A 24,971-nucleotide genomic window follows, 5' to 3' on the forward strand; every position below is an offset into this window, starting at 1 on the left:
TGACAAGGAAGAGGCCGGTGGAGCGATCCACCGGCCTTTTCTATCGGTCAGCGCACCAGCACCGTCATCGGCAGTTGCGCGCGCACTGCAAAGCCCAGCGTCTCATAGAGCGCGATCGTCCGGTCATGGGCGGCATAGGCGTGCAGGAAGGGCGTCTCGCCCCGGTCCAGCATTGCCTGCATGACGATCCGCATCAATGCGCCCGCCAGGCCCCGTCCGCGAAAATCGGGGTGGGTGCAGACGCCGCTGACCTCCGTAAAGCCGGGCAGGCGCATGCGCTCGCCCGCCATGGCGACCAGTTGCCCATGGTCGCGTACCCCCACGAAGCGGCCCAGCCTGTGGGTCAGCGGGCCGAATGGGCCGGGCCGTGTCAACAGTGACAGCGCGCGCATATCCGCCGCATCGCCTTCGTCCAGCACCTTCCATTCAAGCGGCGGGGCGGGGGCAGGGATGACCTCCTTGGCGACCATCTGTGCCAGCGTCGCGGTCCGCGCGATGGTCATGCCCGGCGGCGCGACCGCGACATCCTGCCCGACCAGCCACATCTCGCTCTTGCCGGTCGCCAGCGCCGCCAGTGCGGTCAGCCTGTCCGCATCGTCATCCGCGCTCGCCGCAAAGGGGCCATAGGCGGGATCGATCCGCAGCGCGTCTCCATCGCCCTGCGCCAGCGCCGCCCAACCGCTGCGAAGCGCGTGCCAGACGGGTCGATCAAGCAGGTGCATCGGGCAGGCTCCAGGCTATGGGCTAAGATGCGGGTGGCATATCAGCCCGACTGGCCCGTTCAAGCCGCGCTTCTCCCTTTCTGTCTCTGCTGCTGCGGCATTAACCAAAAAATAAAGGGAAAATGCGACACCGGGTCAGGGAACCGGAGACCCGCCAATTTGCGCGCTTTGAGGACATTGCTGGAAAAGCGCATGGCGCAGCGGACGGGCCAGGAAGCCGACGTGCGGCAGAGCCTGGTCGAATCCCTCTATGCGTCTCCTGCATCCCTGACCATCGGCGCGGCCACCGGCACCGCCGTGGGGATCGCCATCAGCAGCCTGAGCGATTTTGCCGCGATCCACGCGGTCGTCATCGCCGTGTGCGTCGTTGCCGCACTTCGCGTCGTTTCCGCCATTTTCTTTCATCGCCAGCTGGTTCGCGGCACTGCCGTAGCGTCGCGCAACTGGGAATTGGCCTATGAGCTGGGCGCCTGGGCCTATGCCGGGTTGCTGGGGCTGATGGGCTTTGTCACCCTGATCGGATCGGGCAATCCGGTCATCCACATGCTCAGCGTGTCGATGGCGACGGGCTATGCCGGCGGTATCTCCGGCCGCAATGCAGGCCGCGTCCAGATCGCCATCGGGCAGGTGTGCCTGGCCCTGTTGCCAACCGCGACCGGACTGTGGATGGAAGGATCGACCGGCTATCGTGTCCTGTCGATCGCCATGGTCGCCATGGTACTGGGTCTTGCCGAAATCAGTTCGACCACGCACCGAATCGTCGTCCAGGCGCTGATCGGCAAGCGCGACAAATCGCTGCTCGCGGAAAAATTCGAACGACTCGCGCGCTTCGACAGCCTGACCGGCCTTGAAAACCGCATGGCGATGCAGATGCGGCTGCGCGACATCTTCGAAACCAGCCAGAAGCGCAATGACGCCGTGGCGATCCTGTGGATGGATGTCGACCGCTTCAAGGAAATCAACGATTCGCTGGGCCATATGGTCGGCGACCAGTTGCTGCGCGCCGTGGCGGAGCGGCTCGACGAAGTCGTGCAGGGCCGGGGCCGGATCGCGCGCTTTGGCGGCGACGAATTTGTCATCATCTGCCCCGATACGGACAGGGTGACCGCAGCGGCGATCGCGCAGGAAATCATCACTTATTTCGGCCATGGCTTCGACCTGTCGGACAATCATCTCCAGGTGACCGCCTCCATCGGCATTGCGGTCGCGCCGCAGGATGGGCGCGACATGGACGAGTTGATGCAGCATGCAGACCTCGCGCTCTATGAAGCCAAGCGGGAAGGGCGCAACCGCGCATCCAGCTTCAACTGGTCGCTCAAGGAACGCTTCAACCGTGTCCATGAGGTTGAAACCGGGCTGCGCCGCGCGCTGGAGACCAACGAACTCAAATTGCTCTTCCAGCCGATCGTCGATCTGGAAAGCGGCCATATCGACGCTTGTGAGGCGCTGCTGCGTTGGGATCATCCGGTGCTGGGACCGATTTCGCCCGGCGAATTCATCCCGATCGCCGAAAGCATGGGCATGATCGAGGCGATGACCGGCTGGGTGCTGCGCGAAGCCTGTATCGCTGCGGCCTCCTGGCCGGGCGAGGTACGTATCGCCATCAACATCTCGCCCGCCTCGCTCAAGTCGCACGAGCTGCCCGGCAATGTCATTGCGGCGCTGCTGGAGACGGGGCTACCGGCCCGGCGGCTGGAACTGGAAGTCACCGAATCGATCTTCCTGGACGACAGCGGCCAGACCAACACGATCCTGCGCGAATTGCAGCGCATCGGCCTGCGGCTGGCGCTCGACGATTTCGGCACCGGCTATAGTTCGCTTTCCTATTTGCGCTCCTACCGTTTCGACACGCTCAAGGTGGACCAGAGCTTCATGGCCGGGGTCAGTTCCAATGCGGAGGATCGGGCGATCGTGCGCGCGATCGGCAATCTGGCGCGGGATCTGGCGATGGACACGGTGGCCGAGGGGATCGAAACGCCCGATCAGCTACTCCATGCGCGCGAGGCTGGCTTTACCAACGTGCAGGGTTATTTGTTCAGTCGCCCGGTGACGAGCGAGCGAGTTGCGGAAATGATTGCCGCCGGCCCGCTGGAAGGGGCGGAGCGCCCCGACCCCGTCATCCGCAAGCGGCCGCAGCGGCAGGCCTGACCCGCCGCCGCAGGGCTGCTTCAGCGCAGCTTGGTTTGCGCCGACGCCAGCCGACGCATCATCCGCAGGTCGCGGTCGGACAGGGATAGCGCCGTGTCGGTCCATGTTTCGACAATATCGGTCAGTTCGGCCAATGTCAGCGGATTGACCCGCCGACCCGCCCGGTTGATGCCCACATAACCGGCATGATGGGCGCGATGGTCGCGAATCCATTGCGCGGTCGCCGCTTCACCCTCGCCCGTTTCGACGACCTTGGCGACGATGCCCATCTCGCACATCTCGTCCGCGCTGTAGATGCGCCCCTCGGCAATCATCTCGCGCGCCAGCACCGGGCCGACGCGCCGCGACAATATCGAATAGGCGCCCATGCCGGGGAACAGGCCGAACAGCACTTCGGGCAGGCCGAACTTGGCCTGACGCTCGGCAATGATGACGTCGAAGCACATCAGCGCCTCCAGCCCGCCACCCAGCGCGTCGCCCTGCGCCAGACCGATATTGATGATGCTCATGTCGTTGCAGTGCCAGATGCGATCGACGATCTCGCAACAGGCGACGCCATAGCTGAGCAGGGTGGCGCGGTCGCGGCGCTGGATGCACTCGGCGAACATCTCCAGATCGCCGCCCAGGTTGAATACGCCGGGAAAGCGTGACCCCAATACCATGAATTTGAGCGGACCGTCGCGGCCGCTGCCGTCGGCACCGCCATAGACGCGCTTGCTTTCGCGCTGCCACGCCATCGTGTCGCGAATCAGGCCAAGATTGGAATTGGGTCGTTCATGCGGAGTCATGAAGGCCCACAATGTTGCCAGCTCCTCGTCCCAGCGCACGTCGATCTGGCCCAGATCGAACAGGGTGGAGCGGCTGGTTGGAACCGCAATTTCCGCTACGGAAAAGGCGGGTTGATCGGTGTCAGGCGCAAAATGCTCCTCACTCGCGGTCTCGACCACGTCCCTTGCCGGATTAAACCGTCCTGAATCAATCATGTGCGTCCCCGTTTTTCTATTACGACTGAACAGAACAGGCTCGCAGGGAGGATGCAATGAACCCTCCATCAATGAACAGAGCGTTAACTATTTTTGCTCAGCACTGTTGCAAACGCGTCGTCACAAATCGGCCCGAATGCGACTCGCTGTGGTGGAAATGCAACAAATCGACCTGCCATGGCCTCTGTTGATCGTCGCTCAGGCCTTTGTTAACCTTTATTAATTAGCAACGGTCGAATGAACGACCGCGATCAGGACTCCAAATTTGTCACGCTGGCCCTCCACGATGCGACGGGTGCGGCATGGCCGTTGCGCCTGTCGGCGGACTGCCTGCGCTTCATCGGTCCCTATCGCCGGGTCGAAGGCTTCAACGTCGATGCGCTGATGCTGTTTGAAGGTGTGCGCAAGGCGGGCTGAACCCTTGTGCCAGCGCCCGTTCGCTCATAAACGGCGCGCGTGACCCAGCCCCGTTTTTCCTTTTCCATCGCCGCTACTGACGGCAAGGCGCGCACTGGCGCGATCCAGATGCGGCGCGGCGAGATCCGTACGCCCGCCTTCATGCCGGTGGGCACTGCCGCCACGGTCAAGGCGATGCGCCCGGCCGAAGTGCGCGCGACCGGGGCGGACATCATATTGGGCAACACCTATCATCTGATGCTGCGTCCTGGCGCAGAGCGTATGGCGCGGCTGGGCGGCCTGCACGGTTTCATGGGCTGGGACCGGCCGATCCTGACCGACAGCGGCGGCTATCAGGTCATGAGCCTGTCCGCACTGACCAAGATGAGCGAGCAGGGCGTCGCCTTTTCCAGCCATATCGACGGGTCCAAGCATATGCTGACCCCGGAACGGTCGATGGAAATCCAGCGGTTGCTGGACAGCGACATCGTGATGGCGTTCGACGAATGCACGAAAAATGGCTGCACCCATGACGAGGCGGCACGCTCGATGGAACGATCGATGCGCTGGGCGAAACGTTCGCGCGACGGCTTTGATGCTGGCGGCGATCATGCGGAACGTGCGGCCCTGTTCGGCATCCAGCAGGGATCGCTGGACGAAGGGCTAAGGCGGCAATCGGCCCAGCAACTGATCGACATCGGCTTTGACGGCTATGCCGTGGGCGGCCTGGCGGTGGGGGAAGGGCAGCAGGCGATGTTCGCCACGCTGGATTTCGCGCCGGACATGCTGCCGCAGGAAAAGCCGCGCTATCTGATGGGCGTGGGCAAGCCAGACGATATTGTCGGGGCGGTGGAGCGCGGCATCGACATGTTCGATTGCGTGTTGCCGACCCGGTCGGGCCGCAACGGACAGGCCTTTACCTGGGCGGGACCGCTCAACATCCGCAATGCGCGCTTTGCCGAAGATACAGGGCCGCTCGATCCGCGCTGCACCTGCCCGGTCTGCACGACCTGGAGCCGCGCCTATCTCCATCATCTGGTGAAGGCCGGAGAAATGCTGGGCGCGATGCTGATGACGCAGCATAACATCCATTTCTACCAATCGCTGATGCAGGCAATCCGCGACGCGATCGCGGCCGGGCAGTTCGCTGCCTTCGCCGCCGATTTCCGCCGCGATTACCAACGCGCCTGAGCGTGATGATTTTGGCGTGAAAGTCCCAAACGGGGCAAGGTGAGGCATTCAAACTTCACGGAATGACGCTGATCTCGATCTTGTAGCCGCCCTCTTCGGCGTCATGGTCCAGCGGCGCGCGGAGTTGGCGCGACAGGCCGGTCAGCACCCGGCCATAGCGTTCGGCCAGATGGACCGTCATCGCGTCCGATCCGCGCAGCCCGTGCGACCGGACGCTCAGCAGCGCACGATCATCGCGATCCGCCACCGCCCGTACCGCGATCCGCATCGTGCCTTGGGGGTCCAGCATCATCGCCAGTTCGACCAGTTCGGTCAGCAGGAAGGCGATCGGCACGGCAACATCCTGACTGATATGCAGGTCGTCCGCGTCGATCTGAATGCCGAAGCGGCGCGCCTGCGCGGGCGCTGTGCCGCGCAGGCTGGCGGACAATTCGCTGATCAGCGGGCGCACGCCCACGCCGCGATTATCCTCCAGCTCGGCGAAATGATTGCGGTGGACGACCGAAAGCGCATCGACCCGCCGCTGGATCGAGGCATAGGCTTCCACCGCTTCGGGATCATGGGCCGATCGGGCGTGCAGGTTGATCAGGCTGGCGATGATCTGAAGGTTGTTCTTCACCCGATGATGCACTTCACGGGTCAGCTTGCGCTGCGTTTCCAGCCCCTGCGCCATTTCCGCTTCATGGGTGGCGACATCTTCGCTGATTTCGCGGAAGGTTTCGCCCAGCGCGACAATTTCCTGCGCCGGGGTGCGCACCTTTTGCAGCGGCTCCAGCACTTCGCCCGGATGATAGGCCGCAACCGAACGGCGCAGCAGCACCAGCGGGCGGATCAACAGGCGATTGACGACGAACCAGCCGACCGCCGCCGCCGCAAACCACATGACGAGCGGCAGGAAAAGCGAGAGCATCCGCGCCAGGGTCGCCGGCGGATCGCGCACCGTCATGGTCAGCACCATGTCGGGCGGGTCGAGCCGCGCCGACAGGCTGCTGGCGCGGCCAGCGATCTGCGCACCGCCGGGACGGCTGATGACCATGCGCGCGTCGCCCTGCCGCAGGGTGAGCTGCCGGTTCTGCAAGGCGGTTGCAGGATCGGCGACGCTTTCGAGATGCGCCTGCGAATAATAGGCAAGGCCGACCAGCTTGCCATTGCGGCTGCGGACCCGGCTTACCAGCACGTTCGATGCGGGCAGGAGTTGCGCAGCCCTGCCCTTGAAGCGGGCGCCAAAGACGATGCCAGCCGGTTCCGGCGCGGCTGATCCGCACAGGCGCCTGCCGCGCCGGTCGTAGATGTAAAACAGCCCGCCATCGCGGTCATGCGAGGTCAGGAAAAGCTCCAGCCGCTGGCAGATACTCTGGTCGCCACCGTCGTTGGCCAGGGTGTTGACGGTCAGTTCCAGTGCCGTCCGGTCCGATAGCAGATCCGCCGTCAGCTTGCGCGCGCTCTGCGTCACGGCGACGCGGAGCAGGGCGTCCTTTTCAAGATCGGCGGTGCGGATCGCCTGAAGCGAGGCGATCAGCGCGATCAGCCCCAGCGGCAAAAGGGCCAGCGTCAGGATGAGGAACATCTTGACGCCCGTTGACCGGAGCAGACCGGCAAACGGCACGCCCGGCAATCGGGCGGCTCCGGTGCGGGCGGCCGGAGGAAGGCTGCCCCCGTTCATGGCTGTATCAGTCCAGCTTGCTCAGCAGATCGAGCATTTCGGAGGGAATATCTTCATCCACGGCGCGCTGATACACGGTGCGGAGCGCCTGGGACACATGGCCATCTTCCTTGGGGGCACGCTTGCGGCGTGACGAAGCGGCAGGTTGGCCGCTGTCCGGGCTGGTCACGCCATCTGGCTTGCCCCCTCCCGCCGCCTTACGTTCCGTCGATGAAGAAACCAAAATGAGCCCCTCTGAAGCAATATCCGACACGCCAGTCTGCCCGTATTTGCGGGATTCTTATAGAACGTCAATTCGCCGTTCTACGCGATTGATACAAAATTCACGATAAAATCGAAAAATCCATATGGCTGCGAAACAAATCTGCCCGTTGATGGTTCCGGCGAGTGAAGCATTTTTTCTACGGCCGCGCTTTTGGCTATGTTTGGGGGCAGGGGGTTGCCATGACGGCAGTGACATTCCATCCTTTCCCATGCCGCCATAGGCAGGCACCGATGCTTCGGGATTTTACGCCCATTTTGGGCAGGGAGAAGATTTGACGATGTCGCTTGGACAGCAATTGCACCCCCATCTTCCGTTCCTGCGGCGCTACGCTCGTGCGTTGACTGGCAGCCAGGCGCATGGCGACACCTATGTCCGCGCGACGCTGGAAGCGATCGTCGCCGCGCCGGAAGAATTTCCGTCCGACGTCGATCCTCGTCTGGGCCTGTATCGTACCTTCCACGCCATCTGGTCCTCTTCTCATCTGGAAGATATTCCGATGTCGGTCGGCGGCAGCCGCGAAGCGATTGCGCAGGCGCGCCTTGCCCGCCTGACCCCGCTGCCGCGTCAGGCTTTGCTGCTGACTGCGCTGGAAGGCTTCACCATCGACGATGTAGCCTATCTGATCGACATGAGCAGCGCCGATGTGGAAGCGCTGGTCGAAGAAGCGCTGGGCGAGATCGAGGCGCAGACACGCGCCAAGGTGCTGATCATCGAGGATGAGCCGATCATCGCGATGGACATCGAAACCATCGTCCGCGATCTGGGGCATGACGTCACCGCCATCGCCGTAACGGCGGAGGATGCGGTGCGTGAAGCGCTGGCCGATCGTCCGGGGCTGGTGCTGGCGGACATTCAGCTGGCCGACGACAGCAGCGGCATCGACGCGGTGAAGGACATTCTTGCCGAATTCTCCGTGCCGGTCATCTTCATCACCGCTTTCCCGGAACGGCTGCTGACGGGCGAACGGCCCGAACCGACCTTCCTGATCACCAAGCCGTTCCAGCGATCGACCGTCAAGGCAGCGATTTCGCAGGCTTTATTCTTTGACGAGGCGACCGCGCCGGCCTGAACGGCGCCGCCTTTATGACGCAATGTTGGAACTCCCGATCATCGCTGGCGTTAATGAGGCGTAACGATCGGGAGACGGGCAATGGTTGAACCTGAAAAGCATATCGCGACCGAAGACGCGCGCAGCGGGTCGACGGAGCATGTCGTGCGGTATGTGCTGGGTATTTCGCTGGCACTCGCCGTCATCGTGATGCTCTTCGTTCTCTGGCGCTGACGGCGCGGATTGCGGAAACTGCTTTTTGACGGCACATGATTTAGGATGCGGGCGCATTTATGGCTTTGACGATGTCGGTTCATGGGATGAGGACGGCAACCAGCAAGGGGGGCGTACCCATGACTGATCATGTTGGCGACAGCCACGACGCTATCGGCGCAGAGATTGTGTCGGCCGAAGACCGGGCGCCACTGTCGGACGCCGACTTCAAGCGTGAGCTTGCCGCGGTCATTCCGCATCTGCGCGCTTTTGGCCGGTCGCTGTCGGGCAACCGCGATACGGCGGACGATCTGGTGCAGGAAACCCTGTTGAAGGCCTGGGCGGCGCGGCAGCGCTTTCAGGCTGGCACCAACATGCGCGCCTGGACCTTCATCATCCTGCGCAATCATTATCTGTCGCAAATGCGCCGTTCGCGCTTTCGTGGCGACTGGGACGACCTGACCGCCGATCGCATCCTTGCGGCACCTGCGTCGCAGGATAAGCATGTCGAACTGAGCGACATGCAGCGCGCGCTGCTACAGCTACCCCAGCCGCAGCGCGAGGCGCTGATCCTGGTGGGCGCTGGCGGTTTCGCCTATGAGGAAGCCGCCGAAATTTGCGGCGTCGCCGTCGGTACGATCAAGAGCCGCGTGGCCCGCGGTCGCGCCGCGCTGGAGCAGATCCTCGAAAGCGGGGAACTGCCATCGCGCCGCAGCCAGGAAACGACCGAAACGGCGGTGCTGGACGAAATCATGGATGATGTTGATCGGCTCAGCCGGGGCCGCGATCATGGCCCGCTGGAGGACTGACCGGAACGATCGCCCGACCTTGCCCGTTGTAGCTCGCATAAGGAGACGCACTATGGGCGATACCCCCTTAGAACGGGACGATCCGCCGACTCATTTCACCACCACCGAGCCATCGCGTGGCAGCGGGGTCGTGTTTGCGCTGGTTGCGCTCGCGCTGATTTTGGCCATCGGTTTTTTCTATCTGACCAACGATCGTCGCGATAATCGCCAGGCCGAAGCCGTGACGAGCGCCGCGCAATCGGTCGATGATGCGGCCAAGCTGGTCGGTGACGCGGCCAAGAATGCAGCGGACAAATTACGCGACGGCAACGGATCGAAAGCGGCGGATCAATAGCGGCGCGATGCGCTGAAGCTGTAAAGCGTGTGGAGCGCGCAATCATCGCGTGCGCCATCCCCATCCCATCACACAAAGCCGGTCCCTTCACAGTCGGGGGTCGCCCATAATTCTGCGACGGAGCCGATCGGGGCGAAGGCGAGACTTTTAAGAGCCGATAATCCCCATGGCTCAACATGGGTTGACCGCGATCGGCGCACAGATTCAGGATTTCTTTGCCATTTTCGGGCAGGGTATGGCCCTGTCGGATTTTCTTACAGTCATTGTAAGGCCAAGTCCGACACCACCGGGACCGATAGTGCGACGATGATCAGGCTGTTCAAACATTATGTGCCGCATGCCGTGCTGCTGCTGGGGCTGCTCGATTTCGTGCTGCTGCTGTGCGCGGCGGAGGGCGGCTGGATACTGCGCGCGCGCCAGATCGGCATGGATATCGATCATGTGATGACCCGCATGGGCCCATTGCTCAGCTTCGCCGTCGCGATCCAGACCGGCATGATCGCGGTCGGCGTCTATGGCACCGAAGCACTGCAATCCATCCGATTCGCCTTTGCGCGCTTGCTGGTCGCGGTGTCGCTGGGCGTCATTTTCCTCTCCGTCCTCTATTTCCTGCTGCCCGGCATGACGCTGTGGCGCTCCAATTCGCTCTACGCCATGGGGCTGGCGATGGGTCTGCTGCTGGCGGTCCGGCTGGTGCTCGGCTCGATGCTGGGCGGCGAAGCGTTCAAGCGGCGGCTGGTCGTGCTGGGCGCTGGCAATCGCGCCGATCGCATCCGCGAACTGGAAAAGAAGAAGGGCGCTGGCTATCTCGTCGTGGGCTATATCGCCATGAATGACGGGCCGCAGGTGGTGCAGGAAGCGATCAACCGCAGCGCCATCTATAACCTGTCCGATTTCGTCGTCCGCCTGAACGCCAGCGAAGTGGTGCTGGCGCTGGAGGAACGGCGCAACGCCATTCCGATGGCGGACCTTTTGCGGATCAAGACCACCGGCGTCCATGTCAACGATCTGTCGACCTTTCTGGAGCGGGAGACGGGGCGCGTTGACCTCGCCAGCGTCAATCCCAGCTGGCTGATCTTTTCGGACGGCTTTTCCGCCGGTCGCCGCATATCCAGCTTCGCCAAGCGATTGTTCGATATTCTGGCCAGTGCGCTGCTGCTGGCGCTGACCGGCCCGGTCATCCTGATCGCGGCGATATTGGTGAAGTTGGACAGCAAGGGGCCGGCTTTCTACCGGCAACAGCGTGTCGGCCTGTTCGGCCAGGAATTCTGGATCGTGAAGCTGCGCACCATGCGGACCGATGCGGAAGTCGATGGACAGGCGGTCTGGGCGGAAAAGGACGATCCGCGCATCACCCGGCTTGGCTATTGGCTGCGCAAATTGCGGATCGACGAACTGCCCCAGACCTGGACCGTGCTGAAGGGCGAAATGAGCTTCGTCGGCCCGCGCCCCGAACGCCGCCAGTTCGTCGAGGATCTGGAACAGCATCTGCGCTATTATGCCGAGCGCCATATGGTGAAGCCCGGCATCACGGGCTGGGCGCAGATCAACTATCCCTATGGCGCGTCGATCGAGGATGCCCGGCACAAGCTGGAATATGATCTTTACTACGCCAAAAATTACACACCTTTCCTGGACCTGCTGATCCTGATCCAGACGCTGCGGGTTGTCCTTTGGCCCGACGGCGCGCGCTGAGGCGCTCGATATGGGCACGCTGCTTCAATTTGTCGGCGATTGGGGCCATGCGCTGGCGGCCGTGCTGTTTGCGGCGCTGGGCATCTTCATCCTGCGGCGGCGGGAAGAGGCCGTTGAACCGCGCATGTTGGCGGTCGCGCTGCTGCTTACCAGCTGCTGGGCGCTCTACATATCTTTTGGCGGTGTTTCCAAACCGCTGAGCGGCATCGGCGAAAGCATCCGCAATGCCGCCTGGCTGCTGGCGATGTTCGTCATGCTGCGGCGCGGGCCGGTGGGCCGGGCGGGACCGATTCTGGCGATCAGCGCGCTTTACGCCGCTGTTGCCGGGCTGCTGCTGCTCCAGACATCGACCGATCTGATCTGGCGGCAATTGTCGCCCGACAGCGAGATGCATCGCGCGCTGGTCAACGTGTCGCTGGTGCTGCGGATGATGACCGCGATCGGCAGCCTGCTGCTGGTCCATCATCTCTACACCAACTGGCCCTCGCGTGAGCGGGTCGGGGTGGCGCTGCTGCTCGGCGCGCTGGCGGCGATGTGGACTTATGACCTCAATCTCTATGTGCTCTGCTATTTCGCGCCGGCCAGGGTCAGCGAACTTTACGCCCTGCGGGGCGTGTTGATGGCGCTGCTGGCCCCCGTGATCGCGGTGGGCATGCACAAGGATATGGCGGGCCGCCTGCAACTTTCGCGAACGCTGACCTTTCAGTCGCTCTCGCTCTTCGCCATCGCCCTCTACGTCATCGTCCTGACGGCAGCGGCGATCCTGATCGAACTGATCGCTGGCCCCTATGCCCGCGTGGTGGAAATCGGCGCCGTATTCTTCACCGCCGTCACCGCGCTGGTGCTGTTGCCATCGCCCCAGATGCGCGCGCTGTGGAAGGTGCAGGTCGCCAAGCATTTCTTCCAGCATCGCTATGACTATCGCACCGAATGGATGCGTTTTGGCGAGACGATCGGCCGCCCCGGCGACGATGCCGCGCCACTGGGCGAGCGCGTGGCCAAGGCCGTGGCCGACATCACCGATTCGCCCGCCGCCATGCTGATGCTGCGCGACGAACAGGATGCGCTGACGTTCGAGGCGCACTGGAACTGGGACGGCGGCCTGCCCGATGGCGCTGCGCTGACGCCTGACATGGTGGCGGCATGGGAAAGGAGCGGCTGGATCATCGATCTTGGCAAGCCCCGCGCCAGCGATGGCGCGCTGATATTCCCCGACTGGCTGACGCAGGACCGGCGCGCCTGGGCGCTGGTGCCGCTGGTCCATTATGGCCGCCTGATCGCCGCCATCCTGCTGGCCCGCCCGCCGATCGACCGGCGGCTCGACTGGGAGGATTTCGACATGCTGCGCGCTGCCGGGCGGCAGGCCGCAACCTATATCAGCGAGGCGCAGGGGCAGCAGGCGCTGGACGATGCGCAGCGGTTCGAGGAGTTCAACCGCCGGTTCGCCTTCATCATCCATGACGTCAAAAATCTGGTGAGCCAGCTTTCGCTGCTCGCCCGCAATGCGCAGCGCCATGCCGACAATCCGGATTTCCGCGCCGACATGATCCTGACCTTGCAGGAATCGGTCGGCAAGATGAACGATATGCTCGCCCGCCTGTCGCAGCATAACAAGGGCAAGGCGGAGGAGCCTCGTCCGCTGTCCCTGCGCGACATGGCCGATCAGGTCGCCCGCACCCGCGCGCGCCAGCATCCGGTCAATGTCGTTGGCACCGCGCCGCTGGCATTGGCCGATCCGGCGCGGGTCGAACAGATACTCACCCATCTGCTTCAGAACGCCATCGACGCCAGCGCGCCCGACAGCCCGGTCGATCTGCGCCTGTCCGCCGATGCCAGCGACGTGCTGGTGGAGATTATCGACCATGGCCGGGGCATGAGCGCGGAATATATCCGCCGCGATCTGTTCAAGCCCTTTTCCTCCAGCAAGGCGGGCGGCTTTGGCATTGGCGCGTTCGAGGCGCGCGCGCTGGCGCAGGCCATGGGCGGGCGGATCGACGTTGAAAGCAAGATGGGCGTCGGCAGCCGGTTCACCCTGCGCCTGCCGCTCGCCCCCCGGAACGACAGACAAGAGAGAGCCGCCTGATGAGCGACACCCGCCCCAAATTGCTGATCGTCGAGGATGATCCCGGTCTCCAGCGCCAGTTGCGCTGGGCCTATGAGGATTATCGGCTGTTCATAGCGGGCGACCGGGACGAAGCGATCGAGATGTTGCGCGCGGAAACGCCCGATGTCGTGACGCTGGACCTTGGCCTGCCGCCGGACCCGGACGGCACCAGCGAGGGTTTTGCGACGCTGGCGGAGATATTGCGGATCAAGCCCGATACCAAGGTGATCGTCGCGTCCGGCCATGGCGCGCGGGAAAGCGCGCTCGATGCGATTGCGGGCGGCGCCTATGATTTTTACCAGAAGCCGGTCGATATTGACGAACTGGGCATGATCGTCCGCCGCGCCTTTCATGTTCATGCGCTGGAGCGGGAAAATGCCCGGCTGGCCGACACCGCGCCGGATGATGGGCGGGTGCTGGGCCGCCTGATCAGCGCTGCGCCCGAAATGATGAAGGTGGCCCGCACGATCGAGCGGGTTGCGAGCGCGCAGGTTTCCGTCCTGCTGCTGGGGGCGAGCGGCACTGGCAAGGAGTTGCTGGCGCAGGGGCTGCATGATGCCAGCCCACGCCGGAACGGGGCGTTCGTTGCGATCAATTGCGCGGCGATCCCGGAGACGCTTCTGGAATCGGAACTGTTCGGCCATGAAAAGGGCGCGTTCACCGGCGCGGTCAAGACGACGCCCGGCAAGATCGAACAGGCGCAGGGCGGCACATTGTTCCTCGACGAAGTGGGCGACATTCCACTGGCGCTCCAGGTCAAATTGCTGCGCTTCCTGCAAGAGCGGTCGATCGAACGGGTCGGCGGTCGCAACCCGATAGCGGTCGATACCCGCATCGTTTGCGCCACCCACCAGAATCTGGAGGAGATGATCGCGGCGGGCAGCTTTCGCGAGGATCTCTATTATCGCCTGGCCGAAATCGTCATCCGCATACCCGCGCTGAAGGACCGGCCCGGCGATCCGGCGCTGCTGGCCCGCCACTTCCTGGCGCGCTTCGCGCGAGAGATGAACCCGCAGGTCAAGGGGCTGGCCCCGGACGCGCTGGCTGCGCTCGACGCCTGGCCCTGGCCGGGCAATGTGCGTGAACTGGAAAATCGCATGAAGCGCGCCGTCATCATGGCCGATGGCAAGCTGGTGACGGCGGCCGACCTGGACCTGGACGAGGAACGCGCCGCCGGGGGTGAGGTCGTGAACCTGAAGGCCGCGCGCGAAATGGCCGACCGTCGCGCCATCCGCCGCGCCATCGCCCGCACCGACGGCAATATATCGGGCGCGGCGAAGATATTGGGGATCAGCCGCCCGACCCTCTACGATCTGCTCAAACAATATCAGATGCAGGCATGAGCCGGACGCGCATCTTCCTGATCGCCGGGATCATCGTCCTGCTGCTGGGCGTGGCGGGTCTGTGGCAATGGCGCGTGCATGAACGGGACGGCAGCGCCGCGCTGGCGCGCGGGCTGGCGGCGCTCGACCGGGGTGACGCGCGCACGGCGCGGATCGAACTGATGAATGCGATCAAGGGCGCGCCGCGATCCGTGGTCGCGCGGGAGGCGCAGGCGCGCGCGCTGGTGGAACTGGGCGACGGGGCAGGGGCGCAGGTCGAAGCGGCCCGCGCGCGCGCATTGGGTGCGCCGCCGTCGCAGACCCGCGCCGTCATGGCGCAGGCGCTGTTGTTGCAGGGCGATGCCGCCGCTGCGCTGAAGGAAGCGCGCGCCACCGATGTGCCCGACAGCGACCTGGACATGGCTGCGCGTGTCATCGCGCGGGCCGCCATGGCGCAGGGGGACATGGCGGGGGCGCAAAAAGCGCTGGTCAACGCGCTGGCGATCGCGCCTGATGATGCGGAAAACTGGGTCGAGCTTGGCCGCTTCCGGCTGGCGACCGGCGATCAGGCGGGGGCGATTGCGGCGGCTGATCGGGCGGTGGCGCTGAACCCTGCCGATGCGCGGGCATTGACGCTGCGCGGGGAGCTGACCCGCGCCCAATATGGCCTGACGGCGTCGCTACCCTGGTTCGACCGGGCGCTGGCGGTTCGGCCCGATTCGATCCCGACGATGGAGCAATATGCCGCGACGCTGGCCGATGCCGGGTCCGCCAGCGCGATGCTTGCCCTCACGCGCCGCATCCTGGCGCTGGACCCTGCCAATGCCCGCGCCTGGATGATGCAGGCGGTGATGGCGGCGCGCGCGGGCAAGGCGGATCTGGCCCGTTCGCTGCTGGACCGGACCCAGGGCCAGCTGGACGATGAACCGGCCACTCGCCTGCTGCGCGGCGTGCTGAACTTGCAGGAGGGCAACGCCGTCCTTGCTACCGAGGCGCTGGCCCCGCTGGTGGCGGCGCAGCCCGACAATCGCACCGCCCGCACCCTGCTGGCCCGCGCCCAATATCTGACCGGCGATTATGCCGCCGCCGCCACGATGCTGGCGCCGATCGTCGCGCAGCGCGATGCCGATCCCTATGTGCTGACGCTGGCCGCCCGTGCGCAGGAGGGATTGGGCGACCGGGCGATGGCCGCCGACATGCTGGCCCGCGCCGCCTGGCCGGTGCGTGCTGCTGCTGATTCCTTCGCCAGCCCCCGCGACGCGGCTTTGGCCAGCGGGCTGCCGCCCGCCAGCACCGCCACCGCGCGCGACAATATCCCCTATATCCGGGCGCTGCTGAGCACTGGCCGCACCGATGAAGCACTGGCGCGCGCCCAATCGCTGAGCCGCGCCAATCCCGGTGCGCCCGACGCCTGGCTGATCCACGGTGACGCGCTGGGCGCAGCGGGCCGCCCGGCCGACGCCGCCCGCGCCTATGAGGTTGCTGCCAATATCCGGTTCGACCGGGCCGCCGCCATGCGTCTTGCCGCTGCATGGGGGCAGGCGGGCAATGCCGTGCGCGCGGCGCAGGTCGTGCAGCTTTTCCTGATCCAGCATCCCAATGACGCCGAAGCCCAGCGCCTTGCCGCCACCGTCGCCATGCAGCGGCAGGACTGGCGCACTGCGCTGCGCCTGTTGCAGGCGGTACGGGCGCAGACCGGGAATGGCGACGCGGTGCTGATGGCCGACCTCGCCCGCGCCGCGCTGGAAATGGGGGATCGCCCGTCCGCGCTGGCCTATGCCGCCCATGCCTATCGCCTGATGCCCGCCAACCCGATGACCGCCGACATCTATGGCTGGACGCTGCTGCGCACCGGCGACAAGGGGCCGGCGGCGGTCGATCTGCTGGAAAAGGCGGTGGCGCTGGCGCCCGGCCACCCGGTGTTGCAACTCCATCTGGGGCAGGCCTATGCCGCCGCCGGGCGCAAGGATGATGCGAAGCTGGCGCTGGGGCAGGCTGCGGCTACCAATTTTGCGGGGCGGCAGGAGGCGGTGGACGCGCTGGCGGCGCTGTAAAATCCTCCGCCTTGCGTCGCGTTGTCGCGTTGCGTGTCCCTTGTTCCGTTGGAGAATGGGCCCGGAACGACAGGAAAAGCGCGCGGCCCGCTTACGCCTTCTGCGCGTCCAGTTCCTCGACCCGCAGGCCCAGCCGCCGGATCTGCGCCGCGACCGGGGGCCAGACGGTTTCCAGAAAATAGGCCCGCTCCGCCACGCGCAGGCGGCGGGTTGCGCCATCGGCGACGAACATGCCGACGCCACGCTTGACCACGACCAGCCCATCATCCTGAAAGCTTTGATAGGCCTTGGCGACCGTCAGCGGATTGGCCCCCTGCTGCGCGGCAAAGGCGCGGACGGATGGCAGCATGTCGCCATCGCTAAATTCACCGTCCAATATGGATGCGGCAATTATCTCTCGCAGGCGGAGATAGACGGGTTTGGAATCGTCGGCCATAACTGCATCAGTGCCATAATACAGCGATGCGCGCAAGCCAGTTGCTTGCGCTGAATCGGGTCGTTTGCGTAACTATCTGTCCCAGATCGATATGATGTCGTCATAATCTGGCCTTGGCCGCTCTTCCTGCTGCTTGCCGGGCGTCCCGATGAATATGAATCCGGCGATGCTTTCGCCATCCTTGCCAAAGGCCGCGCGCACATTGTCATTATAGGTCGGCCATCCGGTCAGCCAGCCCCCGGCAAAGCCCAGCGCATGGGTCGCATTGAGCAGGTTCATGACCGCCGCGCCCACCGACAATATCTGTTCCCAGGCCGGTATCTTGCTGCCTACGACCGGGGCGGACAGGGCGACCACCAATGTCGGCGCCTGATGCGCGAACTGGTGCATCGCCTCGATCTCCAGCCGACCGGCATCGGGCTTTTCGGCGCGATAGGCGGCTTCGAGCAGGTCGGCCAGCGCCGCGCGCTTTTCCAGCGGCACGATGACGAAACGCCATGGCGCCAGCTTGCCATGGTCGGGCGTGCGGATCGCCACCTCCAATATCTGGCGCAGTTGCGCATCGTCCGGGCCGGGCGCGATCAGGTCGCGCGGTTTGCCCGATCGGCGGGTCTGGAGCAGGGTGAGCGGGGTCGAGCGGTCATTGAACATCGCATCCAGATGGCGCGGCACCCGCTTTGACGCAAGGGCCGCCTGCGCTTTTGACAGATGCGAAATAGGCTCTAGTCTCGCGCCATCCTCTGGTCCCCGTTCGGCGGACCGGCACACATAAAAGACAAGGGTAGCTGATGGCGACCTCAATTTCTGGCGCGGCGGCAGCGGGCAAGACCTGGCTTGGCCATCCGCGCGGCCTGTTCCTGCTGTTTTTCGCGGAGATGTGGGAGCGTTTTTCCTACTATGGGATGCGCGCCATCCTGATCTTCTACCTCACCAAACATTTCCTGTTCGGGGAGGACAGGGCCTATCTGCTCTACGGAGCCTATACCTCGCTGGTCTATATCACCCCGGTGATCGGCGGCTATCTGGCCGACCGTTTCCTGGGGCCGCGCAAGGCGGTGTTCGCGGGCGGACTGTTCATCGCCTTTGGCCATTTCCTGATCGCGGTGACGGAGGGGCCGGGGGGGCAAGACCCGGTCTATCTCAACGGCTTCTATCTGGCGCTGGCCAGCATCATCGTCGGCACCGGCTTTCTGAAGGCCAATATCTCCGTGCTGGTGGGCGAACTCTATCCGCGCGATGACGCCCGCCGCGATCCGGCCTTCTCCATTTTCTACATGGGCATCAATGCGGGTGGGGCGATCGGCCCGCTGGTCTGCGGCCTGCTGGGGGAAACGATGGGCTGGGGCTGGGGCTTTGGCGCGGCCGGGGTCGGCATGTTGCTGGGTCTTGTAATGTTCGTCTGGCTGACCCCCTGGCTGCTGGGCAAGGGGGAGCCGCCCGCGCCGCAGCAATTGCGCGCGCCAGCGGTTGCAGGCGTCAGTCAGGAATGGACCATCTATCTGGGCGCGATATTGGGCGTCGTCGCGATCTGGTTCGTCATCCGCTATGCCGAATTGCTGGGCTATGCGCTGCTCGCCTTCGCGGCGCTGACGGTCATCTACATCGTCTGGCGCACGCTCGGCACGCTGGGCAAGGTCGATCGCGACCGCATGTTCGCCGCCCTGTTCCTGATCGCGCTCAACCCGCTATTCTGGGGTCTGTTTGAACAGACCGGATCGTCGCTCAACATCTTTACCGATCGCAATGTCGACCGCACCGTGCTGGGATGGGATATTCCCGCGTCGATGTTCCAGTCGGTCAATTCCATCTTCATCATCCTGCTGGCGCCCTTGTTCGCCGTGCTGTGGACCTTCCTCGACAAGCGCCGCCTCGAACCCTCATCCCCCGCCAAATTCGGCATCGGCCTCATATTGTGCGGCGCGGGCTTTCTGGTGCTGGTGGCGGGCGCGGCGATGGCGGGGCAGGATCTGACCCCGCTGTTGTTCGTCATCCTCATCTACCTGTTCCACACCATGGCGGAGCTATGCTTCTCCCCCGTCGGCCTGTCGGCGATGACGCGGCTGTCGGTGCCCAATATGGTCGGGCTGGTGATGGGCACATGGTTCCTGGCCATGGCGGCGGGCAATTTCATCGCTGGCCTGATCGCCCGCGCGACCGGCAGCGGCGATGCAAACGGCGTGGCGCAGGTGCTGGACGTCTATAGTCGCATCGGCTGGTTTTCGATCGGGGTCGGCGTGATCGTATTGCTGGTTTCGCCAATGATCACGCGGCTGATGCATCTCGACACGATTGGCGCGGAGGAACGTCCATGAGGTTGATCCTGATCGCCGCGCTGCTCGCCAGCGCGGCTACTCCAGCCGGTGCGAAGAAGGACAGGGACGCGCCCGCCCCGACACAGGGCAGTTCGGCCGAGCCGGACAACCCCTATCCCTCGACCTACAGGGCCTATCCCGGCGTCGCCACGGCGATCAGGGGCGCGACCATTTTCGACGGGGAGGGGGGCCGGATCGACAATGGCGTCATCTTCCTGTCCGATGGTAAGGTGACCGCGATCGGCGGGCCCGACACGCCAATCCCTGCCGACATCGCCCTGTTCGACGGCACCGGCAAATATGTGACGCCTGGCGTCATCGACATACACAGCCATCTGGGCGATTATCCCAGCCCCAGCGTGGATGCGCTGTCCGACGGCAATGAAGCGACGTCGCCGGTCACTGCCCATGTATGGGCCGAACATAGTATCTGGCCGCAGGATGCGGGCTTTGGCCGGGCACTGGCCAATGGCGGTGTCACCAGCCTGCAAATCCTGCCCGGATCGGCCAATCTGTTCGGTGGGCGCAGCGTCACGCTGAAAAACGTCCCCGCCCGCACGATGCAGGGGATGAAATTCCCCGGTGCGCCCTATGGCCTAAAAATGGCGTGCGGCGAAAATCCCAAGCGGGTTTATGGCTCGAAGGGGCGGGAGCCTTCCACCCGCATGGGCAATATGGCGGTCAATCGCCAGACCTGGATCAAGGCACGCGAATATCAGAAGAAGCGCGCCGCCGGAAAAGATCAGACCCGTGACCTTGGCATGGAAACGCTGGCTGATGTGCTGGAAGGCAAGATCCTGGTCCATAACCACTGCTACCGCGCCGACGAAATGGCCAATGTCATCGATATGAGCAAGGAGTTCGGGTACAAGGTCACGGCATTTCACCATGCGGTCGAAGCGTACAAGATTGCCGACCTGCTGCGCGACAATGGCATTTGCGCGGCGCTGTGGGGCGACTGGTATGGCTTCAAGATGGAAGCCTATGACGGGATCAAGGAGAATATCCCGCTGGTCCACCGGGCAGGCGCCTGCACCATCGTCCATAGCGATGATGAAAATGGCATACAGCGGCTCAATCAGGAGGCGGCCAAGGCGCTGGGGGCTGGCCGCCGGATGGGCATCGACATCGCTGACGAGGTGGCGTGGACCTGGCTCGCCATCAACCCCGCGCGGGCGATGGGGATTGCCGATCAGACCGGCAGTCTGAAGGTCGGCAAGATGGCGGACGTGGTGCTGTGGAACGGCAACCCGTTCAGCACCTATACAAGGCCGGAGAAGGTGTGGATCGATGGGGCGCTGCTCTATGACAGCGCCAATCCCAAACTGCGCCCGGTCAGCGATTTTGAACTCGGCCAGATCGGCGCGGGAGACGTGAAATGATGAAGGCATCCAACATCCGTTCGCTTCGAGCGAAGTCGAGAAGCGCTCGCGCAGCCTTCGTGGCTCTTGCGCTGCTCTCTACCCCCGCGCTTGCCCAGTCCCTCGCCATCACCGGCGCGACCCTCGCCATTGGCGATGGCTCTGAGCCCATTCGCAACGGTACTGTCCTGATCAGCGCCGGCAAGGTGACGGCCGCTGGCGCGGGCATTGCCATTCCGCCGGGCATCAAGGCCATCGACGCGGGCGGCAAATGGGTGACGCCGGGTCTGGTATCGGGATACTCGCGCGTCGGTCTGGTAGAGGTGCCTGCGGTCAACGAAACCAATGACGCCAGCGCGCGGTCGCCCTTTTCCGCCGCGATCGACGTCGCTCCGGCGATCAACCCGCTCGCCAACCCGATCGCGATCAGCCGCACCGCGGGCATTACCCGCGCCGTCGTCGTCCCGTCGACCGGCATCGGTATTTTCGCCGGGCAGGGCGCGGTGGTGGACCTTGGCGCGGACATGAACCCCATCACCAGGGCGCGCGCCTTCCAATATGTCGAACTGGGTGAGGAGGGGGCCAAGGATGCGGGCGGCAGCCGTCCCGCCGCTATCCTGACCTTCAAGACGATGCTGCGCGAGGCGCAGGAGTTTGCCAAGGCGCCTGCCAGCTATGACGGGCGCTCGAAGGATGCGCTGCTCAACCGGGTCGATGCGCAGGCGCTGGTGCCCGTCGTCACCGGGGCGATGCCGCTGATGGTCCATGTCGAAAGCGCGCGCGACATAGTGACCGTCCTGTCGCTGCGTCAGGATTTTCCTGCGCTCAAACTCATCATCGCGGGCGCTGCCGATGGCTGGATCGTCGCGCCGCAAATCGCGGCGGCCAAGGTGCCGGTGATCGCGGGCGGCCTCGACGACCTGCCCTCCAGCTTTGAAAAGCTGGCCGCGACCCAGAGCAATGTCGGGCGGATGGTGAAGGCAGGCGTCATCGTCTCCATGGGGCTGATGGACCGGGACGAGGGGCTGCAACTGCGCCTCGCGACCCAGCAGGCGGGCAATATGGTGGCGCTGAACAAGGTGCCGGGCGCCACGGGCCTCAGTTGGGGGCAGGCGCTCCGCACCATCAGCAGCGCCCCGGCCGAAGCGATGGGGCTGGGCGACCGGATCGGCTCACTGAAGCCGGGGCGGGCAGGGGATGTCGTCCTGTGGGATGGCGATCCGCTGGAAATGACATCCGCGCCAATCGCGGTGTGGATCGACGGCGTGCCGCAACCCATCGACAACCGCCAGACAAAGCTGCGCGACCGCTATGCGACGCCGCAGGAGGGCGCGCTGCCCAAGGCATATGAATGGTAGGGCCGCGTCCGTATCCTTCTCCCCACGGGGGAGAAGGATACGGAGCCTTACTGAACGCAGTGAGGTTAGGCGAAGTTGGAAGAGGGGGGAGAACGCTCACTGTCCTATACCCGCCCCAACCCGGCCCCGTTCGTTTCGAGCGAAGTCGAGAAACCTGCTCGGTGTTTCTCGACTTCGCTCGAAACGAACGGAAGTGGAGAAAAACCGTCAAGCCATCGCGCGCTATGCCGCAGTTGGAAAAAGGGGGGAGGACGCTCGCTGTCCTACACCTGCCCCGCCTGCTATAAGCGCGCCCGGCTCCTTCCCATCGTTCACACGCCATATCCGCCGCGCGCACCGCATGGCCGACCGGCAAACGTCACCCGAATTTTCCATAAGCGATATGGGCGAAGTTTGCGAAGTTTCGCATGCGCCAGCCATGGCAGGATGCGTAACATCCTGTCCGCGTTGCGCACGAAAATATCATGATTGTCGGGAAATATGCGAAGCTAAGCCCCGCATTTCCTATTCAACGCTTGCCGGTTACGCGGCCGTCAGTTCATAGACAGGATCATGTTCCGCACCTGCGGATAGACCTGCTTTTCCCATTTGCTGCCGGAAAAGACGCCATAATGGCCAACGCCCGGTTGCAAATGGTGGCGCTTGAGGTGCGGACGAAGGCCGGTGCAGAGCGCATGGGCCGCCGCCGTCTGGCCCACGGCGCAGACATCGTCCTTCTCGCCCTCGACCGTCAGCAGGGCGGTCTTGCGGATCGCGCCCGGATTGACGGGACGGCCACGGTGCATCAATTCGCCCTTGGCCAGCAAGGTGCGCTGGAACACCAGATCGACCGTCTCCAGGTAAAATTCCTTGGTCATGTCCAGGACCGCGAAATATTCCTCGTAGAAACTCTTGATCTTGTCCGCCTCGACCGTCTTGCCGTCGGCCAGAAGCTGATAGAGTTCGCGATGCTGCGATCCGTGCCGTTCCATGTTCATCGCCATGAAGGCGGAAAGTTGCACGAAGCCGGGATAGACTTCGCGACCGCGCCCGGCATAGCGGAAGGGGACGATGGAGATCAGATTCTTCTCGAACCAGTCGATCGGCTTGTCGTTGGCCAGATCATTGACCACAGTGGGCGCGACTCGCGTGTCGATCGGCCCGCCCATCAGCGTCATCGACTTGGGGGTCGCGGGGTCTTTATCCTCCGCCATGACTGCCACCGCCGCCAGCGCGGGAACGCAGGGCTGGCATACCGACAGCAGATGCGCGCCGGGCCCCATCGTCTGGAAAAAGCGGATTATATAATCGACATAATCCTCAAAGCCGAAACGCCCCGCCGCCAGCGGCACGTCGCGGGCATTTTTCCAGTCGGTAATATAGACGTCATGGTCCCGCAGCAGGGTCTCCACAGTACTGCGCAGCAAGGTGGAGAAATGACCCGACATCGGCGCCACCACCAGCACGCGCGGCTGGGCGGTGTCTACCTCATCCTTCACGAAGTGCAGCAGGTCGCCAAAGGGCAGGTCGAGGACGATCTCTTCGCGCACCGCGACATCGGCATTGCCGCTGCGTACCGACGTAATGGCGTAGGGCGGCCGCTTGTGCGTAACCCGCGCGCCCTGAAACACGTCCATCAGCGCGAACATGCGCCGAGGCATGGCCCAGTCGGCCATCGGCCCCAATTTGTCGCGCATCCCCAGCGCAACCTGCGCCCCGAAGCGTGCCGGCGCCAGCATATCGTTCCACGCCTGATAACCACTGTATAGCATCCGCATGATTATAAGCGCGCCTTGTTTAATCCGTCCATCCGAATCGGTTCTGGTATAAAACGCTATACACGGATTATATGTTGCACCGCATCATCATAAATGTAGGTTAAGGCCGACCGGAGGGAATGTCATGCCCGTTGCTGAGCTCACTCTATCCAGTAAAAATTACTCGTCCTGGTCGCTGCGCGGCTGGCTGCTCTGCCGGATTGCGGGCCTGAAGGTCGAGGAAAAGCTGGTCGCGCTTGATGATCCGGAAAATCGCGCGGAATTGCTGCTGCTCTCGCCATCCGTACTGGTGCCGCGCCTGACCCATGAAGGGGCGAGCGTGTGGGACACGCTCGCGATCGCGGAATATCTGCATGAATTATATCCCGATGCAGGCATGTATCCCGCCGACCGGATCGCCCGCGCCCATTGCCGGTCGGTGTCGGGGGAAATTCATTCCGGTTTCGCCAATCTGCGCTCCGCCCTGCCGATGAACCTGAAGGTCCGCCACGCCAAATTCCCGATCTTTCCGGGCGCCAAGCCCGACATCGAACGGATCGAGACGATCTGGGCCGAATGTCTGGACAGCTATGGCGGGCCATGGCTGTTCGGTGACAAGCCGACTGTCGCCGACGCGATGTTCGCGCCGGTGGCCGAACGGTTCCTGACCTATGCCGTGCCGGTGTCCATGAAGGCGGCGGCCTATTGCCAGACGATCAACGGGTGGGACATCATGCGCGAATGGATTGACGAAGCGCGGATCGAACCGGACGAGATGGAAGAACTCGACATCGAATTCTGACAGTCCTTTCGCCCGTCAC

General features: G+C 64.0%; 22 protein-coding genes. 15 read left to right on the top strand and 7 right to left on the bottom strand.

Features of this window, described 5'->3' with window-relative positions:
- Positions 1–47: 47 nt before the first annotated feature.
- Positions 48–722, bottom strand: coding sequence for a GNAT family N-acetyltransferase (locus FE851_RS03575; protein ID WP_145199859.1), 675 nt, complete (start codon positions 720–722; stop codon positions 48–50).
- A gap of 192 nt (positions 723–914) precedes the next feature.
- On the opposite strand from FE851_RS03575, the gene FE851_RS03580 reads away from it, so the two are divergent.
- Positions 915–2,870, top strand: a complete 1,956-nt coding sequence (locus FE851_RS03580; protein WP_019051741.1) for a putative bifunctional diguanylate cyclase/phosphodiesterase — start codon at positions 915–917, stop codon at positions 2,868–2,870.
- 20 nt (positions 2,871–2,890) lie between these two features.
- Here FE851_RS03580 and FE851_RS03585 read toward each other — a convergent pair whose 3' ends face one another.
- A complete protein-coding gene (locus tag FE851_RS03585; protein WP_026002618.1) occupies positions 2,891–3,853 on the bottom strand; it encodes a crotonase/enoyl-CoA hydratase family protein in 963 nt (320 codons plus the stop codon).
- A gap of 237 nt (positions 3,854–4,090) precedes the next feature.
- Here FE851_RS03585 and FE851_RS03590 point away from each other — a divergent pair, with 237 nt between their 5' ends.
- Together FE851_RS03590 and tgt are read left to right on the top strand one after the other, a co-directional pair.
- A complete protein-coding gene (locus tag FE851_RS03590) occupies positions 4,091–4,270 on the top strand; it encodes a hypothetical protein (RefSeq protein ID WP_017184363.1) in 180 nt (59 codons plus the stop codon).
- Between the two features lie 39 nt (positions 4,271–4,309).
- Complete coding sequence (gene tgt / locus FE851_RS03595; RefSeq protein WP_145199863.1) at positions 4,310–5,440, top strand: tRNA guanosine(34) transglycosylase Tgt; 1,131 nt, start codon at positions 4,310–4,312, stop codon at positions 5,438–5,440.
- 55 nt (positions 5,441–5,495) lie between these two features.
- Here the strand turns inward: tgt and FE851_RS03600 are convergent, their stop codons facing one another.
- Both FE851_RS03600 and FE851_RS03605 read right to left on the bottom strand, forming a co-directional pair.
- Positions 5,496–7,007, bottom strand: coding sequence for a sensor histidine kinase (locus FE851_RS03600; protein ID WP_145204079.1), 1,512 nt, complete (start codon positions 7,005–7,007; stop codon positions 5,496–5,498).
- A 103-nt stretch (positions 7,008–7,110) separates the two neighbouring features.
- Entirely contained in the window at positions 7,111–7,356 is a 246-nt protein-coding gene (locus tag FE851_RS03605; RefSeq protein ID WP_130752523.1) for a NepR family anti-sigma factor, read from the bottom strand.
- 289 nt (positions 7,357–7,645) lie between these two features.
- Here FE851_RS03605 and FE851_RS03610 point away from each other — a divergent pair, with 289 nt between their 5' ends.
- From FE851_RS03610 to FE851_RS03640, 8 genes are all read left to right on the top strand, one after another.
- Positions 7,646–8,437 (top strand): response regulator, encoded by a 792-nt coding sequence (locus FE851_RS03610; protein WP_019051747.1) that lies wholly within the window; start codon positions 7,646–7,648, stop codon positions 8,435–8,437.
- An 81-nt stretch (positions 8,438–8,518) separates the two neighbouring features.
- On the top strand, positions 8,519–8,650 hold the full coding sequence (locus FE851_RS26645) for a hypothetical protein (RefSeq protein WP_017184358.1): 132 nt from the start codon (positions 8,519–8,521) through the stop codon (positions 8,648–8,650).
- 119 nt (positions 8,651–8,769) lie between these two features.
- The gene (locus tag FE851_RS03615; protein WP_019051748.1) at positions 8,770–9,438 is read left to right on the top strand and encodes a sigma-70 family RNA polymerase sigma factor; all 669 of its coding nucleotides are present in this window, start codon (positions 8,770–8,772) and stop codon (positions 9,436–9,438) included.
- A gap of 52 nt (positions 9,439–9,490) precedes the next feature.
- Positions 9,491–9,772, top strand: a complete 282-nt coding sequence (locus tag FE851_RS03620; protein WP_145199866.1) for a hypothetical protein — start codon at positions 9,491–9,493, stop codon at positions 9,770–9,772.
- Positions 9,773–10,078: 306 nt separating this feature from the next.
- Entirely contained in the window at positions 10,079–11,467 is a 1,389-nt protein-coding gene (locus FE851_RS03625) for a TIGR03013 family XrtA/PEP-CTERM system glycosyltransferase (protein ID WP_017184355.1), read from the top strand.
- Positions 11,468–11,477: 10 nt separating this feature from the next.
- Positions 11,478–13,550, top strand: a complete 2,073-nt coding sequence (gene prsK / locus FE851_RS03630; protein WP_145199869.1) for an XrtA/PEP-CTERM system histidine kinase PrsK — start codon at positions 11,478–11,480, stop codon at positions 13,548–13,550.
- Positions 13,550–14,914, top strand: coding sequence for a PEP-CTERM-box response regulator transcription factor (gene prsR / locus FE851_RS03635; protein ID WP_017184353.1), 1,365 nt, complete (start codon positions 13,550–13,552; stop codon positions 14,912–14,914). Before prsK ends, prsR begins: the two co-directional genes overlap by 1 nt.
- Positions 14,911–16,947, top strand: coding sequence for a tetratricopeptide repeat protein (locus FE851_RS03640; protein ID WP_145199872.1), 2,037 nt, complete (start codon positions 14,911–14,913; stop codon positions 16,945–16,947). The genes prsR and FE851_RS03640 overlap by 4 nt, the downstream gene beginning before the upstream one ends.
- A 91-nt stretch (positions 16,948–17,038) precedes the next feature.
- Here FE851_RS03640 and FE851_RS03645 read toward each other — a convergent pair whose 3' ends face one another.
- Both FE851_RS03645 and FE851_RS03650 read right to left on the bottom strand, forming a co-directional pair.
- Positions 17,039–17,383 (bottom strand): GntR family transcriptional regulator, encoded by a 345-nt coding sequence (locus FE851_RS03645; RefSeq protein WP_130752528.1) that lies wholly within the window; start codon positions 17,381–17,383, stop codon positions 17,039–17,041.
- A gap of 72 nt (positions 17,384–17,455) precedes the next feature.
- Positions 17,456–18,034 carry a nitroreductase gene (locus tag FE851_RS03650; protein ID WP_145204082.1) on the bottom strand — a complete coding sequence of 193 codons (579 nt, stop codon included), beginning with the start codon at positions 18,032–18,034 and terminating at the stop codon, positions 17,456–17,458.
- A gap of 137 nt (positions 18,035–18,171) precedes the next feature.
- Here FE851_RS03650 and FE851_RS03655 point away from each other — a divergent pair, with 137 nt between their 5' ends.
- Genes FE851_RS03655 through FE851_RS03665 form a run of 3 tightly spaced genes read left to right on the top strand, consistent with a single transcriptional unit; the run spans position 18,172 to position 22,414 of the window.
- A complete protein-coding gene (locus FE851_RS03655) occupies positions 18,172–19,695 on the top strand; it encodes a peptide MFS transporter (RefSeq protein WP_145199875.1) in 1,524 nt (507 codons plus the stop codon).
- Entirely contained in the window at positions 19,692–21,077 is a 1,386-nt protein-coding gene (locus FE851_RS03660) for an amidohydrolase (protein ID WP_145199878.1), read from the top strand. Before FE851_RS03655 ends, FE851_RS03660 begins: the two co-directional genes overlap by 4 nt.
- Positions 21,074–22,414 (top strand): amidohydrolase family protein, encoded by a 1,341-nt coding sequence (locus FE851_RS03665; RefSeq protein ID WP_261370841.1) that lies wholly within the window; start codon positions 21,074–21,076, stop codon positions 22,412–22,414. Before FE851_RS03660 ends, FE851_RS03665 begins: the two co-directional genes overlap by 4 nt.
- A 533-nt stretch (positions 22,415–22,947) precedes the next feature.
- Here FE851_RS03665 and FE851_RS03675 read toward each other — a convergent pair.
- Positions 22,948–24,171, bottom strand: a complete 1,224-nt coding sequence (locus FE851_RS03675; RefSeq protein WP_019051756.1) for a polyhydroxyalkanoate depolymerase — start codon at positions 24,169–24,171, stop codon at positions 22,948–22,950.
- A gap of 124 nt (positions 24,172–24,295) precedes the next feature.
- Here FE851_RS03675 and FE851_RS03680 point away from each other — a divergent pair, with 124 nt between their 5' ends.
- Positions 24,296–24,952, top strand: coding sequence for a glutathione S-transferase (locus FE851_RS03680; protein ID WP_145199884.1), 657 nt, complete (start codon positions 24,296–24,298; stop codon positions 24,950–24,952).
- The last annotated feature ends 19 nt before the right edge of the window (positions 24,953–24,971 follow it).

This window comes from Sphingobium sp. B2, assembly GCF_007693735.1.
Lineage (GTDB): Bacteria > Pseudomonadota > Alphaproteobacteria > Sphingomonadales > Sphingomonadaceae > Sphingobium > Sphingobium xenophagum.